Origin of the sequence: Luteimonas sp. 8-5 (assembly GCF_029763755.1) — a bacterium.
Classification (GTDB): Bacteria; Pseudomonadota; Gammaproteobacteria; order Xanthomonadales; family Xanthomonadaceae; genus Cognatiluteimonas.
The window spans coordinates 1-21372 of the sequence record NZ_JARUVM010000056.1 but is presented as its reverse complement, the minus strand read 5'-3'; the positions used below and the strand labels follow the sequence as shown (position 1 = coordinate 21372).

The following is a 21372-nucleotide window of genomic DNA, read 5'->3' as shown; positions in this document are numbered from 1 at the left end:
CTGGGCACGCGTCGCCAGTGCATCGACTCGCACGGCCATGGCGCGCAGCTGGGCGATCAACTCGGCGTGGTCCATCCAGGCACGATAGGCAGCCGTGAACGGCCGGTCAAGGCGCCCGCCGAAGGCCCCGGGGCAGGCGCTACACTTGCGCCATGACAGCGTCCCTCCCCCCATACGCCGAAGTGGAAGCGGCCGTGCGCAAGCTCGGCCATGGTGCCGACGCCCCGGAACTGCATGGCGGCCTGTGCGGCTGGCTGGCCGGCGGCGGCGAGCCGGGCCCTGCGTGGCCGTCGCGGGTGCTGGCCGATCCCGGGTTGCCGGCAGCCGAGGGGGTGCTGGCCAGGCTCGGGGAAGCCAGCGCCGCCCAGTTCGAGGATCGCGACTTCGGCTTCGACTTGCTGCTGCCGCCGGCCGAGTCCGCGCTGGCCGAGCGCAGCGGGGCGCTGTTCGAGTGGTGCCGCGGCTTCCTCGGCGGCTTCGGCCTGGCCGCGGGCAAGGATCCGCCGCTGTCCGAGGAGGGCGCCGAAGCGCTCGCCGACCTCGCCAGGCTGGCCGCGGCGATGCCGCAGGAAGAAGGCGACCAGGACGACGAGGACGCCCTGGCCGAGATCGAGGAGTTCGTGCGCGTCGCGGCGCTGCTGCTGCACGGCGACTGCGTCCTGGCGCCGCGCCATCGCCAGCAATTCAACTGAATCGATGAAGCCGATCGCGGGGATCGACAGCAGGGAACACGCACGCAGGCGGCGCCAGTTGATGCGCATTGCCGGCGACGACGCGATCCTGGTGCTGCCGGCGGCACCGGAACGCATCCGCAGCCGCGACACCCACTATCCCTACCGCCAGGATTCCGACTTCTGGTACCTGACCGGTTTTCCGGAGCCGCAGGCGGTGCTGGTACTGGTGCCGGGGCGCGCGCACGGCGAGGCGATCCTGTTCTGCCGCGAACGCGACCCGGATCGCGAGGGCTGGGACGGCCCGCGCCACGGCCCCGAGGGCGCCGTAGATTCGTTCGGTTTCGACGATGCGTATCCGATCGACGACCTCGACGAGATCCTGCCGGGCCTGCTGGAAGGGCGCACCCGCGTCTACTACCACTTCGGCCACGACACCGAGTTCGACATCAAGCTGATCGGCTGGGTCAACCGCGTGCGCGCGCTGGTGCGCAGCGGTGCGCAGCCGCCGCACGAGCTGCTCGAACTCGGCCACCTGCTCGACGAGCTGCGCCTGTTCAAGTCGCCGGCCGAAATCCGGATGATGCAGCGCGCCGCCGACATCAGCGTGCGCGCGCACGAGGCGGCGATGCGTGCGGCACGCCCCGGCGTCCACGAGTACGAACTGCAGGCCGAGATCGAGCGCGTGTTCCGCATGCACGACGCGGTCCCGGCCTACGGCAGCATCGTCGGTGCCGGCGCCAATGCCTGCGTCCTGCACTACGTCGCCAACAACGCCCAGTCGAAGGAAGGCGACCTGGTGCTGGTCGACGCTGGCGCGGAGTATCGCGGCTATGCCGCCGACATCACCCGCACCTTCCCGGTCGGCGGACGCTTCGGCAAGGAGCAGCGTGCGCTGCACGACCTGGTCCACGAGGCGCAGGCCGCGGCGCTGGCCGAGGCGCGGCCCGGCCTGCCGTACGAAGCCGGGCATGAGGCGGCGGTGCTCACGCTCACCGAGGGCCTGCTGCGCCTGGGCCTGCTCAAGGGCAACCTGGAGAAAAACGTGGCCGGCGGCACCTACCGCCGCTTCTACCGCCACAAGACCGGCCACTGGCTCGGCCTGGACGTGCACGATGTCGGCGACTACCGCATCGATGGGCAATCGCGCCTGCTCGAACCGGGCATGGTGTTCACCATCGAACCCGGCCTCTACATCGCCCCGGACGACACCAGCGTGGCCGCCAAATGGCGCGGCATCGGCATCCGCATCGAGGACGACGTGCTGGTCACCCGCGACGGCCACAAGGTGCTGACTGCGCGCCTGGCGCGCAGTGCCGACGAAATCGAAGCGTTGATGGCCGGCTAACCGGCGGCGAAGCCTTCGCGGGTCAGGTTCACCGGCTCGCCGTCCGTGCACACCACGTCGTCCTCGATCCGGATTCCGCCGTACGGCCGGAACGCGTCGACCCGGGCCCAGTCGACCGCAGCGGCGTGCGGGCCGGCGCGCAGCTCCTCGAGCAGCATCTCGATGAAATAGATGCCCGGCTCGATCGTGACCACCATGCCCGGCTCCAGGGTGCGGGTCAGGCGCAGGTAGGGATGGCCCGGCGGCTTGTCGATCGTGCCGCCGCTCTCGCTTGCGGCGAAGCCGGCGACGTCGTGCACCTGCAGGCCGATGCCGTGGCCGATGCCGTGCGGGAAGAAGGCCGAGCTGACCCCGGTTTCCAGCGCCGATTCCGGCGACAGGGAGACGATGCCGAAGTCGCGCAGGATCCCGGCCAGTGCCAGGTGCGCATCCAGGTGCAGCTGCCGGTAGTCGACGCCGGCGCGCACCTGCGCGCACATCCGCAGCTGCGCGGCATCGACGGCATCCACCAGCGCCTGGAACTCGTCGCCCGAATTGGCCGAGTACGTCCGGGTGATGTCGCAGGCGTAGCCGTCGTGGCTGGCGCCGGCATCGATCAGGAAGCTGCGTACCGGCGACGGCGGCAGGCGGTCGCGGTCCATGTAGTGCAGCACCGCGCCGTGCTCGTTGAGGGCGACGATGTTGCCGTAGGGCAGGTCGTTGGCGTCCTGTCCCGCCGCCTGGCAATAGGCGAGGTGGATGCCGAACTCGCTGGCGCCGGCGCGGAACGCGCGTTCGGCGGCACGGTGGCCGCGCACGCCGCGCCTGGTCGCCTCGCGCATCATCGCGATCTCGTACGGCGTCTTGTACGCGCGGTGGTATTCCAGGTAGTCGACGACCGCGGCCGGGTTGCCGGGCACGTAGTCGCCCAGGGCCGATTGCGGCTCGCCCAGGATCGCGCAGCGCGAAGGATCGGCCGGAAGGTGCTGCAGCGCTTCCTCTTCCTTGCGCACCACGACGATGTCGAAATGCGTGGTCCAGTAACCCGACGGCGCCTTCGGCACCACGTGCCAGTAGTCGCGCGGCTGCAGGTAGACCAGCTTCGGCCGCGCACCCGGCGTGTACACGAGCCAGCTGCCCGGGTTGCGGGTCAGCGGCAGCCACGCCTTGAACTGCGGGTTGACCGCGTACGGATAATCGCGATCATCGAAGAACTGGTAGTGCAGGGTTCCGCTGGGAACCACCAGGTGGTCGAGCCCGGCCCGCGCCAGCGCGGAGGCGGCCCGGTCCTGCATCGTCGTCAGGTGTTGCCGATATAAGATCGGCCATTGCGCGGAAGTCATGGGGGGATTTCCTTGGGGCCAGCAAGCGATTCTGACCGATCCGGGGAAGGCCTGCAGCCGCCACCGCATCCGCACGCGCATCCGCAGCCCCCGTCGCCAGGCGCACCGGCCTGGTTCTGGGCGCTGGCGGCGCTGGTGATCGGGATTGCGCTGTCCTTCTGGGTTTCGGGCCAGCAGCGCGAGCGCGCCGCCGCCGAGCGCGGGGCCGCATTCACGAAACTCGCCGACGAGAGTTTCGACGCCATTGCCGACAGCCTGCATGCCTGCGAACTGCTGCTGCGGTCCGTGCAGACGGTGTTCCTGGCGTCCGACGACGTGACCGAGGACGAGTTCGCCACCCTCTACGAGAACCTGCGCCCGCGCAGCGAATTCCCCAGCCTGCAGGCCCTGGCCTATGCCGAGCGCAGGCCGGGGCCGGAGGGCGCGTCCGACCGCTTCATCACGACCCTGGTGCAGCCGCGCGAGGGCAATGCGCGCGTCGTGGGGCTGGACCTGGCCACCCAGCCCGACAACCTCGCCGCCGTACTGGCGTCGGCGGACAGCGACCGCGTGGCGATGTCCGCGCCCTTCCACCTGGTCCAGGCCACGGAGCCGGACATGGCGGGCGAGGGCATGACCCTGCGGTTGCCGGTGTATGCGCCCGGGCCTTCCCCTTCCACCAGGGCCGAGCGCCGCGAACGCCTGCGCGGCTCCCTGGCGATTTCCCTGCTGGCCCGGCGGGTGATCTCCGACGCCATTCCCGCCACCAACCTGGAGGCGATGCGCCTGGTCGTGTCGGACAGCGAGGACGACCGGATCCTCTACGACTCGGATGCCGGCGGCGGCGCGCTGTCGAGCCGCGCGATCATGCGCGAGCTGCATTTCGGCGGACGCATCTGGCAGGTATCGATGCAGCCGCGCAGGGCGCCGGTCCTGGCCTGGCCGCAGTCGGCGCTATGGCCGGGCATGCTGGCCAGCCTGCTGTTCGCGTTGCTGGTGTGGTCCATCGCCGGAACCCGCCGCCGCGCCCTGGAGCTGGGATGGCGGATGAGCCACCGCTATCGCGAGAGCGAGCAGCAATTCCGCACGCTGAACGACCTGCTGCCCGCGCTGGTGCTGCTGGCGCGACCGGAAGACGGCCACATCATCTATGCCAACCATACGGCCTGCGCGCGACTGGGTGCGGGCATCGAGAACGGCGTCGCGCTGGAGTCGCTGTTCGAGGATCCGACGCTGCGGCGGCGGCTGCGCGGCGAGGACACCGGCGGCCGCGGCAGCGACGAGGCCTGGAACAACGTCGACGCGGTCCTGGTGTCGCTGGGCGGCGACCGGTTCTGGGTGGCGACCTCCATCGCGCGCATCCTCGTCGGCGGCGAGCAAAGACTGCTCATGGTCGCCAGCGACATGTCCGAGCAGCGCCAGTTGACGGAACTGCTCGGCTACCAGGCCAGCCACGACAACCTCACCGAACTGTTCAACCGCCGCGAGTTCGAGCGCCACGTGCGGCGCGCGCTGCAGTCGCTCGCGCACGACGCCCAGCCGTACGCGCTCCTGTACATCGACCTCGACCAGTTCAAGCTGATCAACGACACCTCCGGCCACCTTGCCGGCGACCAGCTGCTGAGCCAGCTTGCGCTGGTGATGGCCGAGGTGGTGGGGCCGCGCGACGTGCTCGCGCGCCTGGGTGGCGACGAGTTCGGCGTGCTGCTGCACGACACCGGCCAGGCCGGCGCGACCGCCCTGGCCGAACGCCTGCGCCTGCGCATCACCAGCCACGTCTACGTCTGGGAGCACCGCAGCTACACCATCAGCGCCAGCATCGGCGTGGTCATGCTCGACCAGCCGGGCATGACCCTGCGCGAAGTACTGGCCCAGGCCGACACCGCCTGTTACGCGGCCAAGGACCATGGCCGCAATCGCGTCCACGTGTTCTCCGGCCAGGATGCCGAGACCATCCGCAGGCGCAGCGAGATGGAGTGGGCCAACCGCCTGCGCTGGGTGATTTCCGAAGGCCGGCTGCTGCTCGACTACCAGGAATTGCGGCCGTTGCAGCCGGGTGGCGACGGCGAGCCGCACATCGAGTTGCTGCTGCGGTTGCGCGACGAGGAAGGCCGCGTGGTCAACCCCGGCGCGTTCCTGCCTGCCGCCGAGCGCTACGGCCTGGTGCCGGAACTCGACCGCTGGGTGATCGGCGAGGCCATCGCCCATTTCGACCGTCTCCACGCCAGCGGCAAGCCGCCGGGACGCTGCGCACTCAACCTGTCGGCGGCGACGCTGGAGGACGAACACCTGGCCGACTACGTGCTCGACCTCATCCGGCACCACGGCGTGCCGCCAGAGCGGTTGTGTTTCGAGATCACCGAGACCGAGGCGGTGCGCAACCTGGCACGTGCCGTGCGCTTCATCGAACGCCTGCGCGCCGTCGGCTGCCAGGTGGCGCTGGACGATTTCGGCGCGGGAATGTCGTCGTTCGGCTACCTGAAGAACCTGCCGGTGGACGTGATCAAGATCGACGGCAGCTTCATCCTCGACCTGGAGAGCGAGCCGATGAGCCGTTCGATCGTGGATGCGATCACGGAGATCGGTCACCAAAGGGGGCTGGACGTGGTGGCCGAGTGGGTCGACAGCGAGCGCATCGTCGGGATCCTGCGTTCGCTGGGCGTCGACTACGGCCAGGGCTACGCGATCCACCGCCCCGAGCGCGTCCTCTACCAGCGAAGCCCGTAGGAGCGCGCCTTGCGCGCGAAGCGAAGGCGAACCGCCCGCTCACGTGCGGGGCGCCGCGGAATGGCCTTGCCCAAGCCGGGACACGGCGCGAGTACGTCCATGTAGCCTCGTCGTCGACATCCATGTCTCCGACGGTCCCGTCTCGGGCAAGGCCATTCCACGACGCTGAGCCAAGCGCGTGGGTCGATGCTTCGGCCGCGACGGGGCCCTGGGCTTACGCGGGAAAGGTGGTGCGCTTTGGCGAAATCAAGGAGGAGGCCGGGCCGCAGGCCCGGCCGGGGGACATTCGCCAAAGCGGACCGCCTTTCCCGCGTAAGCACGCGAAAGACCTTCGCGCGCAAGGCGCGCTGCTACGCGTCGAGGAAGAGTTCGATGACGTCGTTGGCGAAGCGGCGGCCGAATTCGGTGGGGACGACGCGGTCGTCCTCGGATTCGAGCCAACCTCGGTCGATGGCCGTTTGCAGTTGCGCCGCGATCGCCCCGCGCGGCAGCCCGGTGCGCGCCTCGAACATCGACAGCGCGAAGCCCTCGTTGAGGCGCAGCGCATTGAGCATGAAGTCGAACGGGCGCCGCTCCGGCCCGATGCGCTCGTCGCCACCGATCGCCGCGTCCGTGCCGGCATGGGCCAGGTACGCGGTGGGATGCTTGAGCTTCCAGCGGCGCAGGATCGCCTGCTCCGCCCCCAGGGTCAGCTTGCCGTGCGCGCCCGCGCCGATCCCCAGGTAGTCGCCGAAGCGCCAGTAGTTGAGGTTGTGCGCGCATTGCCGGCCCGGACGTGCGTAGGCGCTGGTTTCGTACTGCGCGTAACCGGCGTCGGCCAGCATCGCCTGGCAGGCTTCCTGGATGTCCCAGGCCGCATCGTGGTCCGGAATGCCGGCCGGCGGGCGCGCCGCGAACACGGTGTTGGATTCCAGCGTCAGCTGGTAGTGCGAGATGTGCGCCGGCGCCAGTGCGATGGCGCGGGCGACGTCGTCCTGGGCCATGGACAGGGTCTGGCCGGGCAGCGCGTACATCAGGTCGAGGTTGAAGTTGTCGAATCCGGCCTCGCGCGCCAGTTCCACCGCGGCCACCGCCTCGCGGCTGTCATGGATGCGTCCCAGTGCCCGCAGGCAACCGTCGTCGAAACTCTGGATGCCGAAGCTCAGCCGGTTCACGCCAGCGGCCCGATAGCCTTCGAAGCGACCGTGCTCGGCGGTGCCCGGGTTGGTCTCGAGCGTGATCTCGGCATCGGGAGCAAAGCGCAGCCGGCTGCTGGCCTGCTGCAGGAAGGCGTCGATCGCTTCGGGCGGAAACAGCGAGGGCGTGCCACCACCGAAGAACACGCTGTGCACGGTGCGGCCCCAGGCCAGCGGCAGGTCGTGGTCGAGGTCGGCGACCAGCGCATCGACATAGGCGGCGAAGGGCAGCGCGCCGCGTCCTTCATGCGAGTTGAAGTCGCAGTAGGGGCACTTGCGCACGCACCAGGGCAGGTGCACGTACAGCGACAGCGGCGGGGTGGCGAGCACGGTCAGGCCAGGCGGGCCTTGAGCGCGGCCAGTGCGCGTCCGCGATGGCTGATGGTGTTCTTGATCGCCGGGTCGAGCTCGGCCGCCGACATCGCGTTCTCCGGGTCGAGGAACACCGGGTCGTAGCCGAAGCCGTTGTCGCCGCGCGGCGCGCGCAGGATCCTGCCTTCCCAGCTGCCCTCGACGATGACCGGGCGGGGATCATCGGGCGAGCGCAGCAGCGCCAGCACGCAATGGAAGCGCGCGGTCCGCGCTTCGTCGGGAACGTCCTCGAGCTCGCGCAGCAGGCGCGCGATGTTGGCGGCCGAATCCCCGTGTGCGCCCGCATAGCGCGCCGAATACAGGCCCGGCGCCCCTCCCAGCGCGTCCACGCACAGGCCGGAGTCGTCGCCCAGCGCCGGTAAGCCGGTCGCCCGCGACGCGTGCCGCGCCTTGAGCAGTGCGTTCTCGACGAACGTCAGCCCGGTCTCCTCGGCGTCGGCCACGCCGAATTCGGACTGCGCGCGCAGCACGTAGCGGCCGCCGCCCAGCAGTTCGCGCAACTCGGCGAGCTTGCCGGCATTGCCGCTGGCCAGGACCAGTTGCATGGCGTCCACGTCAGGCGTCCAGCGCGGCCCGCTGTGCGGCGAACAGTTCGGTGCAGCCCTGCGTGGCCAGCGCCAGCATGGCGTCCAGTTCCTCGCGGCGGAAGGCGTGGCCCTCGGCCGTGCCCTGCAATTCGATGAAGCCGCCGCCGTCGTTCATGACCACGTTCATGTCGGTGTCGCAGTCGCAGTCCTCGTCGTAATCGAGATCGAGCACCGGCACGCCGCGGTAGATGCCGACCGACACCGCGGCGACGGCGCCGAAGATCGGGTCGCGGCCGCCCTTGGGCGCCAGGTCGCGGCGGGACTGCAGCCAGCGCACCGCATCGACCAGCGCCACGTAGGCGCCGGTGATGGCCGCGGTTCGGGTGCCGCCGTCGGCCTGAAGGACGTCGCAGTCCAGGGTGATGGTGCGCTCGCCCAGCGCGCTGCGGTCGATGCAGGCGCGCAGGCTGCGGCCGATCAGGCGCTGGATCTCGAGCGTGCGGCCACCCTGCTTGCCGCGCGATGCCTCGCGGTCGCTGCGGGTATGGGTGGCGCGCGGCAACATGCCGTACTCCGCCGTGACCCAGCCCTCGCCCTTGCCGCGCAGGAAGGCGGGAACGCGGTTCTCGACGCTGGCGGTGCACAGCACGCGGGTGCCGCCGAAGGCGACCAGCACCGAGCCCTCCGCGTGCCGGGTATAGCCGCGGGTGATGCCGACCTCGCGCAGCTGCGCGGGGGTGCGGCCACTGGGGCGCTGGAAGTCGTCGTTCATGCGGGGGAGGCCTGTGCGCGATGCGTGGGTCGGCCAGTTTAGCCCGGGTGCGCTACGCTTGGCCGGCTGATCCCGAGCAAGCCACTACCGAGCCAGCCACCACCAGGAGCCACGATGCCAGTCCGCAGCATGACCGCCTACGCATCGGCCGAGCGCACCAGCGCCGACGGCACCCTGGCGTGCGAGCTGCGGGCGGTCAACCACCGTTTCCTGGAGGTGGGCATGCGGCTGCCCGACGAGCTGCGCGCGCTGGAACCGGTGCTGCGCGAACGCGTCGCGGCCCGCGCCAGCCGCGGCAAGGTCGACCTGGTGCTGCGCCTGCGTCCACCCGAAGGCGCCGACGCCTTGCAGCTGGACGCGGCCATGCTCGACCAGCTCGCCGCCGCCGCCCGCGAACTCGAGGCGCGTTTCCCGCGCCTGCAGGTGGGCTTCGCCGAGCTGTTGCAGTTCCCTGGCGTCGTCGGCGGCAATTCCCACGATCCGCAGGCGCTGCAGGCGGCCGCGCTGGCGGTGCTGGACGAGGCCCTCGACCAGTTCGTCGCCGCGCGCGAACGCGAGGGCGCGAAGCTGGCCGAAGTGATCGGCGAGCGCGTCGATGCGATCGCCCGCATCGCCGCCGAAGTGCGCACGCTGATGCCGCTGATCGGCGCCGGGCAGCGGCAGAAGCTCGAGGCGCGGCTGACGGACCTGCCGCACCCGGTCGAGCCCGGGCGGATGGAGCAGGAACTGGTGCTGTGGCTGCAGAAGCTCGACGTCGACGAGGAACTCGACCGCCTGGACAGCCACGTCGCCGAGATCCGCAGGGTGCTGGGCCAGCGCGAACCGGTCGGCCGGCGCCTGGACTTCCTGCTGCAGGAATTCAACCGCGAAGCCAATACACTGGGATCGAAATCGGTGGATGCACGCACTTCGGCCGCGGCCATCGAGCTCAAGGTGCTGATCGACCAGGTCCGCGAGCAGGTCCAGAACATCGAATGAACATGATGCGGGGCACCCTGTACATCGTGGCGGCGCCGTCGGGCGCCGGCAAATCGAGCATCGTCAACGCCTGCCTGGCGCGCGACGCGGGCATCCGCCTGTCGATCTCGTTCACCTCGCGTGCGCCGCGCCCCGGCGAGCGCCACGCCGAGCACTACAACTTCGTCAGCGCCGACGAGTTCGAGCGCATGGTCGCGGCAGGCGATTTCTTCGAGTACGCGCGCGTACACGGCGACTGGAAAGGTACCGCACGCCAGTCCGTGGAGCCGCTCCTGGCGGCCGGCCACGACGTGCTGCTGGAAATCGACTGGCAGGGTGCGCGCCAGGTGCGGGCACAGGTGCCCGGCGCGGTCAGCGTATTCATCCTGCCGCCGTCGCGCGAGGCGCTGGAGCAGCGCATGCGCGCCCGCGGCCAGGACAGCGACGAGGTCATCGCCCGGCGGCTGGCGGCCGCGCGCGAGGAGATGTCCCACTACGACGAGTTCGACTACGTCATCGTCAACGAGGTGTTCGAGGTGGCCGTGGGGGAGATGTGCGCCATCTTCCGCGCCAGCCGGCTGCGCCGGGAATCCCAGCAGCAACGCCACGCAGCCCTGATCCAGGCCCTCCTGGGACCCTAAACGCCTGATTTTACAAGGAAGTGCTTGCACGGGGCGGGCCTGGCCGGTAGAATTTCCGGTCCCCATCATCATTACGGACGGCCCAGTGCCGCCGGGAGCCCCATGGCCCGCATCACCGTCGAAGATTGCCTGGAAGTGGTCGACAACCGTTTCGAGCTCGTCATGATGGCCGCCAAGCGCGCGCGCCAGCTCGCCAACGGCGTCGAGCCGCAGCTGGACAACAGCGAGTCGAACGACAAGCCGACCGTGCTGGCGCTGCGCGAAATCGCCGCCCGCCGCATCGACCAGCCCTATATCGATGCCGTCGACAAGTCCGAGCGCGAGCGCAAGGAGCGCGAGGCGCTGGAGTGGGCCGCCGCCGAAGTGGTCGCCGACGACGACCTGTCGAAGGGCGACGACTGACGCCCGGAAGCGGGAGTGGCGGGAATGGGGGGAATGGGGAATGGCCTGCTCCCGACCCAGTGAACGGCTCCGGAAACGGGGCCGTTTTCGTTTCCGGGCTGCATGAAAACCACCATTCCCCATTCCCCATTCCCTATTCCCTATTCCCGCTTTACTCTCGGGCCATGACCCCGGCCGATCCCGCCCATGCCGCGCCCGCCGCCGCGTCGCCCGACGCGGTGCCGGACTACGTGCGGGTGCTTGAGCAGGCCGCCGCCTACCTGCCGGCCGACCAGCTCCCGGTCCTGCGCCGGGCCTGGACCATCGGCGCCGCGGCCCATGCCGGCCAGAACCGGCGATCGGGCGAGCCCTACATCACCCACCCGGTTGCGGTGGCGACGGCTCTGGCCGAGCAGCACGTCGACGTCGAGACCCTGGTCGCGGCGATCCTGCACGACACCCTGGAGGACACGCCGCTGTCGCGCGAGAGCATCGCCGGCGAGTTCGGCGAGACGGTGGCCGAGCTGGTCGACGGCGTCACCAAGCTGGACAAGCTGCAGTTCGCCGACCGCCAGGAGGCGGCCGCCGAAAGCTTCCGCAAGATGATGCTGGCGATGGCGCGCGACCTGCGCGTGATCATGATCAAGCTCGCCGACCGCCTGCACAACATGCGCACGCTGGGCGCGCAGACGCCGGAAGCGCGCGCACGCATCGCCCGCGAGACGCTGGAGATCTACGCGCCCATCGCCCAGCGCCTGGGCATGAACCTGGTCAAGGCCGAGTTGCAGAACCTCGGGTTCCGGGCGCTGCATCCCTGGCGCCACGCGGTGCTGGAAAAGCGCATCCGCACCCAGCCGCTGGTGCGGCGCGAGGCCCTGGCCAAGATCGAGGCGCAGCTCGCGCAGCGGCTCACCAACGAAGGCCTGGAGTACCGCCTGGTCGGACGGGTGAAGTCGCCGTGGAGCATCTATTCGAAGATGCGCGCCGAAGGCAAGAGCTTCGACCAGGTGATGGACGTGTTCGGTTTCCGCATCGTGGTCGGCACGGTGCCCTCGTGCTACCACGCGCTGGGGGTGGTGCATTCGGTGTTCAAGCCCCTGGACGGGCGCTTCCGCGACTTCATCGCCATCCCAAAGGCCAACGGTTACCAGTCGCTGCATACCGTGCTGTTCGGGCCTTACGGTTCGCCGATCGAAGTGCAGATCCGCACCTCCGACATGGACCTGGTCGCTGAGCGCGGCATCGCCGCGCACTGGATGTACAAGCACGGCGGCAGCGGCAACAGCGCGCACACCCGTGCCCACTCCTGGATCGCCGGCCTGCTCGAGAGCCAGAGCGCCACCGGCTCCTCGCTCGAGTTCCTGGAGAACGTCAAGGTCGACCTGTTCCCCGACGAGGTCTACCTGTTCACGCCCAAGGGCGACATCCTCTCCCTGCCGCGCAACGCCACCGCGCTGGACTTCGCGTACACGGTGCACACCGACGTCGGCAACCATGCGGTCGCCGCGCGAGTGGACAAGAAGCTGGTGCCGTTGCGGACCAAGCTGAGCAGCGGCCAGAAGATCGAGGTGATCACCGCGAAGTCGGCGGCGCCGCAACCGCAGTGGCTGGAGTTCGTGGTCACCGGCAAGGCGCGCACCGCCATCCGCCACCAGCTCAAGCAGCTCGAGCACGAGGACGCCGTGCAGCTCGGCCACCGCATGCTGGACCGTGCGCTGGAGCGCCTGGAGACGTCGCTCGACCGGCTGCCGCCGAAGCGCCTGGACGCCTACCTGGCCGAGAACCGCTATCCGCGCCTGGAGGCGTTGCTGGCGGACATCGCGCTGGGCAACCGCATGCCGGGCCAGGTCGCCCGGGTGCTGGCGATCGAGCACCCGGCCACGCCGGACCTGGTCGAGGCCTTGCAGCGCCCGCAGCAGGAAGGCCTGCCCGGCGGCGCCCGCATCCCCGGCGACCGCATCCTGATCACCGGCCACGAGCGCGGCGTGATCACCTTCGCCAACTGCTGCATGCCCATCCCCGGCGACGAGATCATGGGCTACCACACCACCGGCAAGGGCATCGTCGTGCACCGGCTCGACTGCCCCAACGTGGCCGACTACCGCAAGTCGCCCGAGCGCTGGATCGCCATCGGCTGGGACCGCGAGGTCTCCGGCGATTTCCACAGCGCCCTGATGGTCGAGGTCGAGAACCGCCCCGGCGTCCTGGCCCAGGTCGCAGCGGCGATCGCCCAGGCCGAGTCGAACATCGACGGGGTCGAATACCTGGAGCGCGACAGCAACGTCGCCCAGATCCGCTTCGCCATCGAGGTCCGCGACCGCCGCCACATCGCCGACGTGATCCGCAAGGTCCGTCGCCTGGCCGTGGTGTACGGCGTGCAGCGCCTGTAAGATCGGGCCATGCCCAGACAAGCCATCCACAGCGACCGCGCACCCGCGGCCATCGGCCCGTACTCCCAGGCGACCCGCGCCGGGAATACGCCTGCTTCTTCCATCGTGTTCTTCTCCGGCCAGGTGCCGATCGATCCGGCCACCGGGAACCTGGTCGACGGCGACATCGCCGCCCAGGCCCGTCGCGCCTTCGACAACCTCAAGGCGGTGTGCGAGGCGGCCGGCGGCAGCTTCGACGACATCGTCCGGGTCGGCCTGTACCTGACCGACCTGTCGCAGTTCTCGCAGGTCAACGCGGTGATGGCCGAGTATTTCTCGGAGCCCTATCCGGCGCGCTCCACCATCGAGGTTTCGGCGCTGCCGCGAGGCGCGGCGTTCGAGGTCGACGCGGTCATGGTCCTGGGCTGAGCCTTCACTGGCGCCGCGGCGATCGCGGTACCACTTCCGAACCTTCCTCGCGGTCGCGGTACAGGGCTGCGCGCACCAGCAGCATCAGCGTGATCGGCGTGGTCACCGTGAGGAACGCGCCGATCAGGATCTCGTGCAGCACCGGCCGTCCGTGCAGCACCGAGAAGCAGGTCACCGAGGCGGCGACCATCAGGAACGTGCCCATCGTCGTGGCCAGGGTCGGCGCATGCACCCGCTGGTAGAAATTTCCCAGGCGCAGCAGGCCCAGCGAGCCGATGAAGGACAGGGCCGCGCCGGCCAGCGCCAGCACGGCGACGGCGACGGCGGCCCACGGCGGCAACAGTTCCAGGTGGTTCATTCGATCACCTCGCCGCGCATCAGGAACTTGGACACCGCCATGGTGCTGGCGAAGCCGAGCAGGGCGATGATCAGCGCCGCCTCGAAGTACATCGGGCTGCCGGTGCGGATGCCGACGGTGAGTAGCAGGATCATCGCGTTCACGTAGAAGGTGTCCAGCGCCAGCGCGCGGTCCTGCGCGCGCGGCCCGCGCATCATGCGCACGATCGAGAAACCCATGGCCAGCAGCAGCAGGACCTGGGCGGCGACGATGGTCGATGCGAGGAAGGCCTGGCTCATTCGAAGATCTCCAGCAGCAAGGATTCATAACGGCGCTGGATCGTTTCGATCCAGGTGTCCTCGTTGACCAGGTCCAGGACATGGATCAGCAGCACGCTGCCGCGCGCGTCGTAGCTGACCCAGACCGTGCCCGGCGTCGAAGTGATGATGCACGCCAGCACCGCCAGGCCATGGCGGTCGGTGAGGACCAGCGGAATCGACACGAAGCCGGAATTGATCTCTCGCCTGCCTGCCAGGATCAGCCGCGCCACGGCAAGGTTCGAGCGCGTGATGTCGACGACCACCCGTGCGAACAGGCGCAGTGCCGCCCACGGGTTGCGCGCGCGCGCCTTCGGCGGCTGAAGTACCCCATAGGCCCGTGCGAGGACGACGCCGAGCACGGCGCCCAGCAGGATCGTGCCCGGCGCCATGGACTGGTTCAGCACCATCCACATCACCGCCAGCACGGTCGACAGCAGGGGATAGGGCAGGATGCGCGCGATCATGGCCGCGCCTCCGCCGCATCCGGCAGCACGTCGCCGATGTAGTTGCGCGCATCGTGCACCTGGCGTGCGGTCTCGTGCAGGAATTCCAGTGGCGCGCGCGCGAATCCGGTGAGCAGCAGGCACAGGCCGAGCAGCAGCGCGATCGCGGCCACCTCGGTCACCCGCGCCTGCGGGAAGCGGCGCTCCTGGTCGGCCCAGAACACGTAGATGCCGGCGCGGCACATGGCGATCACCGTGCACAGCCCGGAGGCGATCACCAGCGCGAACAGCAGCAGGGTGCCGTCACGCTGCGGCGAGCCGAGCATCGGCGCCAGCATCGCGAACTTGGCCAGGAAACCGGACAGCGGCGGCAACCCGGCCAGCAGCAGCGAGCACAGCAGGAAACTCAGCGCCAGCATCGCCACCGGCGCCGGAATGACCACGCGGCTCTCGTCCTCCTCGGCGTACAGCTCGTCGGTGCGTCCATCGCTACCCGGCGGCTCATAGGGTTCGAGCTGCAGTGCGTCGTCCTCCTCTTCGTCGCCTTCGGGTGCGGTCAGCCCGGCGACCAGGAACAGCGCGGCGATGCCGAGGGTGGACACGACCAGGTAACCCAGCGCTCCGGCAGTGACCGCCGGATCGTGCAGGGCCACCGCGCCGAGCAGGGTGCCCGACGACACCAGCACGTTGTAGCCGGCCAGCTTGCCCAGGTCGCGCGCACCGAGCATGCCGATGCTGCCGGCCACGATCGTCGCCACGCCGCCCCAGAGCAACCAGTCGCTGCCGAAGTAGCTGGAAATGCCCGCGTCCCCGCCGAACAACAGCGAGCCCAGGCGCAGCAGCACGTAGATGCCGACCTTGGTCATCAGCGCGAACATCGCGGCCACGGCCGGCACGGATGCGGCATAGGTGCGGGGCAGCCAGAAGCCCAGCGGCCACATCGCGGTCTTGACCAGGAAGGCGATGCCGAGGATCGCGGCGCCGGCATGCAGCAGGGCGCGCGTGTTCTCCGGCACGCCCGGCACCAGTTGCGCCAGCGCCGCCATGTTCAGCGTGCCGGTGACGCCGAAGATCAGGCTGACCCCGAGCAGGAACAGCATCGACGCGGCGAGGTTGACCGCGATGTAGTGCAGCCCCGCGCCCACCCGTCGCTGGCCCGAACCGTGCAGCGCCAGTCCGTAGGAGGCGGCCAGCAGCACCTCGAAGAACACGAACAGGTTGAACAGGTCGCCGGTGAGGAAGGCGCCGTTGAGGCCCATCAGCAGGAACTGGAACAGCGGCTGGAAATAGTTGCCGCGCTGCTGCCAGCGGCCGAGCGCGGCGGGCAGCACCGCGAGCGCGACCACGGATGTCAGCAGCAGCATCAGCACCGAAAGACGGTCGGCCACCAGCACGATGCCGAAACGGGCCGGCCAGTCGCCGAGGCGGTATACCGCCGCTATCGCGTCCTCCGCCTCGCTGTGCCAGAGCAGGGCGATGGCGGTCGCGACCAGGCCGAGGCACGACGCCAGGCCGAGCACCACCACGGTGCGCTGCCTGCGCTCGCCGGCAAGCAGCTGCAACGCGGCCGCGAGCAGCGGCAGCACGATGGGGACGACGAGCAGGTGCGGACTCAAGGCGTGCCGTCCTTGCCGTCGACGTGGTCGTTGCCCGCCAGTCCGCGCGAGGTCAGCAGCACCACCAGGAACAGCGCGGTGGTGGCAAACCCGATCACGATCGCGGTCAGCACCAGCGCCTGCGGCAGCGGATCGGTGTACTGCGCGATGTTGCCGGCGATTTCGCGCAACACCGGGTCGGCGCCGGTGCGCAGGCCGCCGGTGGAGAAGATGAACAGGTTCACCGCGTAGGAAACCAGGGTCAGGCCGATGATCACCTGGAAGGTGCGCGGGCGCAGCAGCAGCCACACGCCCGAAGCGGTGAGCACGCCGATGGCCATGGCGAGGATGAGTTCCATCAGCCGTTGTCCTCCACCTGCAGGGTACCGTCGGCGCCGACGACGATCGTGTTGCGCGGGCGCCGCAGAGACTGGTGCGCCAGTGCGATGAGCATGAGGGTCGTGGCGCCGACCACCAGGCAGAACACGCCCAGGTCGAACAGTACTGCCGTCGCCAGCGGAATCCGGCCCAACAGCGGCAGTTCGGCGTACTGGAAGTGCGAAGTCAGGAACGGCTGGTCGAACGCCAGCGCGCCCAGGCCCGTGCCGGCTGCGAGCAGCAGCCCGATCGCGATCCAGCGCACCGGACGCACCCGCAGGCGCGCCTCGACCCAGCGCGCGCCGCGCGCCATGTACATCAGGATCAGCGCCACGGACACGGTGATGCCCGCGGCGAACCCGCCGCCGGGCAGGTCGTGCCCGCGCAGGAACAGGTGGATGCCGAACAGCAGGATCACCGGGAACATCAGCTGCACGATCAGGCCCGGAATCATCAGGTAGCCCGCGCCGGACTGGTCGGTGAGCAGGTCGGAGCCGGCCGGATCCACCAGCGAATTGCGCCGCTGCAGGCGCAGCGTGCTGATGCTTTCGGCGGCTGGACGGAAGCGGCGCAGGAGCACGAACACGGTCAGCGCGACGATGGCCAGCACGGTGATCTCGCCCATCGTGTCGAAGCCGCGGAAGTCGACCAGGATGACGTTCACCACGTTGCGCCCGCCGCCCTCGGTATAGGAACGCTCGAGGAAGAAGCGCGAGATCGAGTCGGCCGGGTGCGTCATCACCGCGTAGGCCAGCGCGGCGACGCCGCCGCCGACCACCAGCGCGATCACGGCGTCGCGCCAGCGCTTGAGCCGGGCCAGCGGCGGATCCGGCGACAGGCCCTGGATGCGCTTGGGCAGCCAGCGCAGGCCGAGCAGGATCAGGATCGTGGTCACCACTTCCACCAGCAGTTGCGTCGCCGCCAGGTCGGGCGCCGAAAGCCAGACGAAACTCACGCACGACACCAGGCCGGCGCCGCCGGTCAGGATCAGGGCCGCGAGGCGGTGGAACTTGGCCTGCGCCGCGGCGCCGATCGCGCACGCCGAGCCCAGCATCCACAACAGGGCGAACGCCGGGTCGATCGCGTCCAGGCGCGGTGCCGGGTTGTCGAAGGGCGCGGTGCTGGCGGCCAGGCTGCCGGCGACGAGCGCCGCGAGCACGATCAGCAACAACTGCACCTGCAGGCGCCGGCCGGGGAACAGGCGCCGCTCCAGGCGCGCAGGAAGTTCCGCGCCGAACAGGACCAGGCCGCGCTCGAAGATGCGTCGCGCGCTGACCGCGCCGATCAGCGGCGCGTGCCTGCAGCGGTCGAACCAGCTGCGCATCGCGCCGTAGAGCACGAGGCCGAAGGCGAAGGCGACGAAGCTCATCTGCAGCGGCGTGTTCCAGCCGTGCCAGACCGACAGGCTGAATTCCGGCGTCTGCATGCCCAGCACCGATTGTGCCGCCGCCGAAAGCGACGGGCCGATCACCCGCCCGGGCAGGATGCCGACCAGCAGGCAGGCCAGCGCCAGCAGCCCGATCGGCACGCGCATCCAGCGCCGCGGCTCATGTGGCTGGCGCGGCAGGTTCGCCGGCACCGGTCCGAAGAACACCCCGCGCACGAAGCGCAGCGAATACACCACGCCGAAGGCACTGGCCGCGACTGCGAGCACCGGCACCAGGCCCGGCAATGGACCGCGCTGTGTCACCAGGGTCTGGGCGAAGAACATTTCCTTGGACAGGAAGCCGTTGAGCAGCGGCACCCCCGCCATCGCCGCGCCAGCGACGAGGGCCAGGGTCGCGGTGATCGGCATGAAGCGGCGCAGTCCGCCCAGTTCGCGCAGGTCGCGCGTGCCGGCTTCGTGATCCACCGCGCCGGCGGCCATGAACAGCGAGGCCTTGAAGGTGGCGTGGTTGACGATATGGAAGATCGCCGCGACCACGCCCAGAGTGCTGCCCATGCCCGCGAGCATGGTGATCAGGCCCAGGTGGCTGATGGTCGAGTACGCCAGTACCGCTTTCAGGTCGTGCTGGAACATCGCCTGGTACGCGCCCAGGACCAGCGTCGCCAGGCCGGCGCCGCCGACGATCCAGAACCATTCGTCGGTGCCGGCCAGCACCGGCCAGAAGCGCACCAGCAGGAACACGCCGGCCTTCACCATCGTCGCCGAATGCAGGTAGGCGGAAACGGGCGTCGGCGCCGACATCGCCTGCGGCAGCCAGAAATGGAACGGGAACTGCGCGCTCTTGGTGAACGCACCCAGCAACACCAGCACCAGCGCCGGCACGTACAGCGGGTGCGCGCGCACCTGGGCGCCGGCGGCGAGGATCGCGTCCAGTTCGTAGCTGCCCACGATGTGGCCCAGCATCATCACGCCGGCCAGCAGGCAGAAGCCGCCGGCGGAGGTGACGACCAGCGCGGTGCGCGCGGCGTCGCGCGCCGAAGCGCCGTTGTGCCAGTAGCCGATGAGCAGGAACGACAACAGGCTGGTCAGTTCCCAGAAGAACACCAGCTGGATCACGTTGCCCGACATCACGATGCCGAGCATCGCGCCCATGAAGGCCAGCAGCAGCGCGAACAGGCGCGACAGCGGATCGTCCGGTGCCATGTAGTAGCGCGCGTAGACGCCGACCAGCGTCCCGATCCCGCAGACCAGCAACATGAACAACCAGCTGAAGCCGTCCACGCGCAGGCTGAAATCCAACCCCAGCGAGGGAACCCACGCCGCGGACGTGCGCAGCACCTCGCCGTCGACGATCGCCGGATACAGCGACAGCGTCAGCGCCAGGCAGGCCAGCGCCGTGCAGGTCATCAGCCACGCGGCCACGTTGCGGCCGCGTGCGCGCAGCGCGAAGACGAGCGCGCTGGCCGCGAATGGCATCCAGAGGATGGCGCTTTGCACGGCGGGGTCCGGTCGTTCGGGCGACCTCCGATTCTAGTCGCCAGCCCCTGCATTTTGTGCAATCGTTGCGCCCATGTTCCGCTTCGAACGAATCCTGGTCGCGCACGACCTGGGCGCCGGCAGCGACCGTGCGCTGGAGCGTGCGCAGCAGCTTGCGGCGCAGTGGCAGGTGCCGCTGCAGGCGGTGCACGCGATGCCGCGTTCGCCCGAGCCGCCCGGGCCGGCCATCGAGCGCATCCGCCGGGAACTGGGCGGCGACCTGGCCGATACGCGCATCCACGTCCACGAGGGCGAGCCGGTCGAGGTGATCCTGCAGGTGGCGAACCGGGAGCGCTGCGACCTGGTCGTGCTCGGCGATGCCGACGAGCCCTCGGGACGCGCGTCGCGCGGGATCGTCGAGGCCCTGGTCGAAAGGTCGCCGGTATCGACCCTGGTCGTGCGGCGGCGTGCGCGCATGCCCTACCGGCGGGTGCTGGTCGGGACCGACCTGACCCCCGAGTCGCGGCACGGCCTGGAAGCTGCGGCGGCCCTGTTCCCGCTGGCCGACTTCACCGTGCTGCACGCGCTCGACATCCCGTACGAATCGCTGTGGCTGTCGCCGTCGCGCAGCGCCGACCTGCTGCGCATGGAACAGGAAACCATCGAAGCCTTCGCGGCCGGTGCCGACATCGAGCCGGAGTTGCGCAAGCGCATGCGCCTGGCGGTCGAGCACGCCCATCCCGAACTCGCGCTGCGCGAACGCGCGCTGTCCGGCGACGACGAGCTCGCGGTGATCGGCGCCTTCCGGCGCGGCATCGCCGCCAGGATCGTCGCCGGCGGCACGACGCGGCGCATCGTGCGCACCATGCCCACCGACGTGCTCGTGGTGCGCGCACCGGCTGCGGAGTGATGCCCCGATCCATGCCGGACCGCGCACTTTCCACCGATCCCGCACACGCACCGCTGGGGGCCCTGCCAGGCGTCGGCCCCCGCATCGCGGAGAAACTCGCCGCGCGCGGCCTGCTGTCGTTGCAGGACCTTTGGCTGCACCTGCCACGTCAATACGAGGACCGCACCGCGCTCACGCCGATCCGCAACCTGCAACCCGGCGCAGCGGCACAGGTCGAGGGCACGGTCGCCGCGGTCGACCGCGGTTTCCGATACCGGCCGATGCTGCGGGTGGCGATCGTCGACGCTTCGCGCGCCACCCTGGTGCTGCGCTTCTTCCATTTCCGCGCCGCGCAGGTGGCGCAGTTCGCGCCGGGTACGCGGGTGCGCTGCTACGGCACGCCGCGGCCTGGGCAGCACGGCCTGGAGATGGTGCATCCCGCCTACCGCGTGCTGGGCGCCGACGACGAGGCGCTCGACGATCGCCTGGCGCCCGTCTATCCGGCGATCGAAGGCGTCGGGCCGGCATCGGTACGGCGGCTGGTCGGCCTGGCCCTGGACCGCCTGCCCGACGAGGCGGCGCTGGAGCTGCTGCCGGCCGATGCGCTTGCCGGCCTCGGCCTGCCGTCGCTGCGCGAGGCGCTGCGCACCGTGCATCGTCCACCGCGCGATGCCGACGTGGCCGCCTTGCTGGCCGGCACCCATCCTGCGCAGCGGCGGCTGGCGATCGAGGAACTGCTGGCCCACCACCTGAGCCTGCGCCGCCAGCGCATCGCGCTGCAGGACAACGCGGCGGCGGTGCTCGACGGCAACGGACTGGCCGAACGCCTGCGTGCCTCGCTGCCGTTCGCGCTGACCGGCGCGCAGGCGCGCGTGTT

19 protein-coding genes and 1 pseudogene are annotated in these 21372 nt (G+C 70.0%); 10 read left to right on the top strand and 10 right to left on the bottom strand.

The features are described from left to right. Positions 1–152: 152 nt before the first annotated feature. Positions 153–692 (top strand): UPF0149 family protein, encoded by a 540-nt coding sequence (locus QAA18_RS07685; protein ID WP_279412318.1) that lies wholly within the window; start codon positions 153–155, stop codon positions 690–692. Between the two features lie 4 nt (positions 693–696). Next, a complete protein-coding gene (locus tag QAA18_RS07680; protein ID WP_279412317.1) occupies positions 697–2019 on the top strand; it encodes an aminopeptidase P N-terminal domain-containing protein in 1323 nt (440 codons plus the stop codon). On the opposite strand, the gene pepQ is transcribed toward QAA18_RS07680, so the two are convergent. Then, positions 2016–3341, bottom strand: a complete 1326-nt coding sequence (gene pepQ, locus QAA18_RS07675) for a Xaa-Pro dipeptidase (RefSeq protein WP_279412316.1) — start codon at positions 3339–3341, stop codon at positions 2016–2018. The two genes, QAA18_RS07680 and pepQ, sit on opposite strands and share 4 nt — an antisense overlap. 135 nt (positions 3342–3476) lie before the next feature. Here pepQ and QAA18_RS07670 point away from each other — a divergent pair, with 135 nt between their 5' ends. Then, positions 3477–6047 carry an EAL domain-containing protein gene (locus QAA18_RS07670; RefSeq protein WP_279412315.1) on the top strand — a complete coding sequence of 857 codons (2571 nt, stop codon included), beginning with the start codon at positions 3477–3479 and terminating at the stop codon, positions 6045–6047. A gap of 350 nt (positions 6048–6397) precedes the next feature. Here the strand turns inward: QAA18_RS07670 and hemW are convergent, their stop codons facing one another. From hemW to rph, 3 genes are read right to left on the bottom strand one after another with little or no spacing between them, the layout of a single operon-like run. Next, entirely contained in the window at positions 6398–7558 is a 1161-nt protein-coding gene (gene hemW / locus QAA18_RS07665) for a radical SAM family heme chaperone HemW (RefSeq protein WP_279412322.1), read from the bottom strand. Continuing rightward, positions 7555–8139, bottom strand: coding sequence for an RdgB/HAM1 family non-canonical purine NTP pyrophosphatase (rdgB, locus tag QAA18_RS07660; RefSeq protein ID WP_279412321.1), 585 nt, complete (start codon positions 8137–8139; stop codon positions 7555–7557). Before rdgB ends, hemW begins: the two co-directional genes overlap by 4 nt. A 10-nt stretch (positions 8140–8149) precedes the next feature. Continuing rightward, entirely contained in the window at positions 8150–8893 is a 744-nt protein-coding gene (gene rph, locus QAA18_RS07655) for a ribonuclease PH (protein ID WP_279412314.1), read from the bottom strand. Between the two features lie 129 nt (positions 8894–9022). On the opposite strand from rph, the gene QAA18_RS07650 reads away from it, so the two are divergent. The 5 genes from QAA18_RS07650 to QAA18_RS07630 all read left to right on the top strand — a co-directional run bounded on the left by QAA18_RS07650 (position 9023) and on the right by QAA18_RS07630 (position 13670). Continuing rightward, positions 9023–9871, top strand: a complete 849-nt coding sequence (locus tag QAA18_RS07650; RefSeq protein ID WP_279412320.1) for a YicC/YloC family endoribonuclease — start codon at positions 9023–9025, stop codon at positions 9869–9871. A gap of 5 nt (positions 9872–9876) precedes the next feature. Continuing rightward, entirely contained in the window at positions 9877–10491 is a 615-nt protein-coding gene (gene gmk / locus QAA18_RS07645; protein ID WP_279412319.1) for a guanylate kinase, read from the top strand. Between the two features lie 102 nt (positions 10492–10593). Beyond that, positions 10594–10893: a DNA-directed RNA polymerase subunit omega gene (gene rpoZ / locus QAA18_RS07640; protein ID WP_279412313.1), complete on the top strand. Its 300-nt coding sequence runs from the start codon at positions 10594–10596 to the stop codon at positions 10891–10893. Between the two features lie 164 nt (positions 10894–11057). After that, positions 11058–13262: a bifunctional (p)ppGpp synthetase/guanosine-3',5'-bis(diphosphate) 3'-pyrophosphohydrolase gene (locus QAA18_RS07635; protein WP_279412312.1), complete on the top strand. Its 2205-nt coding sequence runs from the start codon at positions 11058–11060 to the stop codon at positions 13260–13262. Between the two features lie 9 nt (positions 13263–13271). After that, positions 13272–13670, top strand: coding sequence for a RidA family protein (locus QAA18_RS07630; RefSeq protein ID WP_279412311.1), 399 nt, complete (start codon positions 13272–13274; stop codon positions 13668–13670). Positions 13671–13674: 4 nt separating this feature from the next. Here the strand turns inward: QAA18_RS07630 and mnhG are convergent, their stop codons facing one another. From mnhG to QAA18_RS07600, 6 genes are read right to left on the bottom strand one after another with little or no spacing between them, the layout of a single operon-like run. After that, a complete protein-coding gene (gene mnhG / locus QAA18_RS07625; protein ID WP_279412310.1) occupies positions 13675–14028 on the bottom strand; it encodes a monovalent cation/H(+) antiporter subunit G in 354 nt (117 codons plus the stop codon). Further along, positions 14025–14306, bottom strand: coding sequence for a K+/H+ antiporter subunit F (locus tag QAA18_RS07620; protein WP_279412309.1), 282 nt, complete (start codon positions 14304–14306; stop codon positions 14025–14027). Before QAA18_RS07620 ends, mnhG begins: the two co-directional genes overlap by 4 nt. Beyond that, a complete protein-coding gene (locus QAA18_RS07615; protein ID WP_279412308.1) occupies positions 14303–14791 on the bottom strand; it encodes a Na+/H+ antiporter subunit E in 489 nt (162 codons plus the stop codon). Before QAA18_RS07615 ends, QAA18_RS07620 begins: the two co-directional genes overlap by 4 nt. Continuing rightward, complete coding sequence (locus QAA18_RS07610; RefSeq protein ID WP_279412306.1) at positions 14788–16386, bottom strand: monovalent cation/H+ antiporter subunit D; 1599 nt, start codon at positions 16384–16386, stop codon at positions 14788–14790. Before QAA18_RS07610 ends, QAA18_RS07615 begins: the two co-directional genes overlap by 4 nt. Beyond that, the gene (locus QAA18_RS07605) at positions 16383–16724 is read right to left on the bottom strand and encodes a Na+/H+ antiporter subunit C (protein ID WP_279412305.1); all 342 of its coding nucleotides are present in this window, start codon (positions 16722–16724) and stop codon (positions 16383–16385) included. Before QAA18_RS07605 ends, QAA18_RS07610 begins: the two co-directional genes overlap by 4 nt. Continuing rightward, positions 16724–19627, bottom strand: coding sequence for a monovalent cation/H+ antiporter subunit A (locus QAA18_RS07600; protein ID WP_279412304.1), 2904 nt, complete (start codon positions 19625–19627; stop codon positions 16724–16726). The genes QAA18_RS07605 and QAA18_RS07600 overlap by 1 nt, the downstream gene beginning before the upstream one ends. Before the next feature lie 73 nt (positions 19628–19700). On the opposite strand from QAA18_RS07600, the gene QAA18_RS07595 reads away from it, so the two are divergent. Continuing rightward, positions 19701–20516, top strand: coding sequence for a universal stress protein (locus QAA18_RS07595; RefSeq protein WP_279412303.1), 816 nt, complete (start codon positions 19701–19703; stop codon positions 20514–20516). Then, positions 20516–21372, top strand: a pseudogene (locus QAA18_RS07590) (ATP-dependent DNA helicase RecG); the annotation flags it as partial. The gene QAA18_RS07595 and the pseudogene QAA18_RS07590, both read left to right, overlap by 1 nt.

Bases quoted from the DNA above. Each gene is read 5' to 3' on its own strand.
- rdgB (WP_279412321.1), bottom strand. From the start codon at position 8,139: ATGCAACTGGTCCTGGCCAGCGGCAATGCCGGCAAGCTCGCCGAGTTG.
- gmk (WP_279412319.1), top strand. From the start codon at position 9,877: ATGCGGGGCACCCTGTACATCGTGGCGGCGCCGTCGGGCGCCGGCAAA.
- rph (WP_279412314.1), bottom strand. From the start codon at position 8,893: ATGAACGACGACTTCCAGCGCCCCAGTGGCCGCACCCCCGCGCAGCTG.
- mnhG (WP_279412310.1), bottom strand. From the start codon at position 14,028: ATGAACCACCTGGAACTGTTGCCGCCGTGGGCCGCCGTCGCCGTCGCC.
- QAA18_RS07650 (WP_279412320.1), top strand. From the start codon at position 9,023: ATGACCGCCTACGCATCGGCCGAGCGCACCAGCGCCGACGGCACCCTG.
- QAA18_RS07685 (WP_279412318.1), top strand. From the start codon at position 153: ATGACAGCGTCCCTCCCCCCATACGCCGAAGTGGAAGCGGCCGTGCGC.
- QAA18_RS07635 (WP_279412312.1), top strand. From the start codon at position 11,058: ATGACCCCGGCCGATCCCGCCCATGCCGCGCCCGCCGCCGCGTCGCCC.
- QAA18_RS07620 (WP_279412309.1), bottom strand. From the start codon at position 14,306: ATGAGCCAGGCCTTCCTCGCATCGACCATCGTCGCCGCCCAGGTCCTG.
- QAA18_RS07630 (WP_279412311.1), top strand. From the start codon at position 13,272: ATGCCCAGACAAGCCATCCACAGCGACCGCGCACCCGCGGCCATCGGC.
- rpoZ (WP_279412313.1), top strand. From the start codon at position 10,594: ATGGCCCGCATCACCGTCGAAGATTGCCTGGAAGTGGTCGACAACCGT.
- QAA18_RS07595 (WP_279412303.1), top strand. From the start codon at position 19,701: ATGTTCCGCTTCGAACGAATCCTGGTCGCGCACGACCTGGGCGCCGGC.
- pepQ (WP_279412316.1), bottom strand. From the start codon at position 3,341: ATGACTTCCGCGCAATGGCCGATCTTATATCGGCAACACCTGACGACG.
- QAA18_RS07615 (WP_279412308.1), bottom strand. From the start codon at position 14,791: ATGATCGCGCGCATCCTGCCCTATCCCCTGCTGTCGACCGTGCTGGCG.
- QAA18_RS07680 (WP_279412317.1), top strand. From the start codon at position 697: ATGAAGCCGATCGCGGGGATCGACAGCAGGGAACACGCACGCAGGCGG.
- QAA18_RS07605 (WP_279412305.1), bottom strand. From the start codon at position 16,724: ATGGAACTCATCCTCGCCATGGCCATCGGCGTGCTCACCGCTTCGGGC.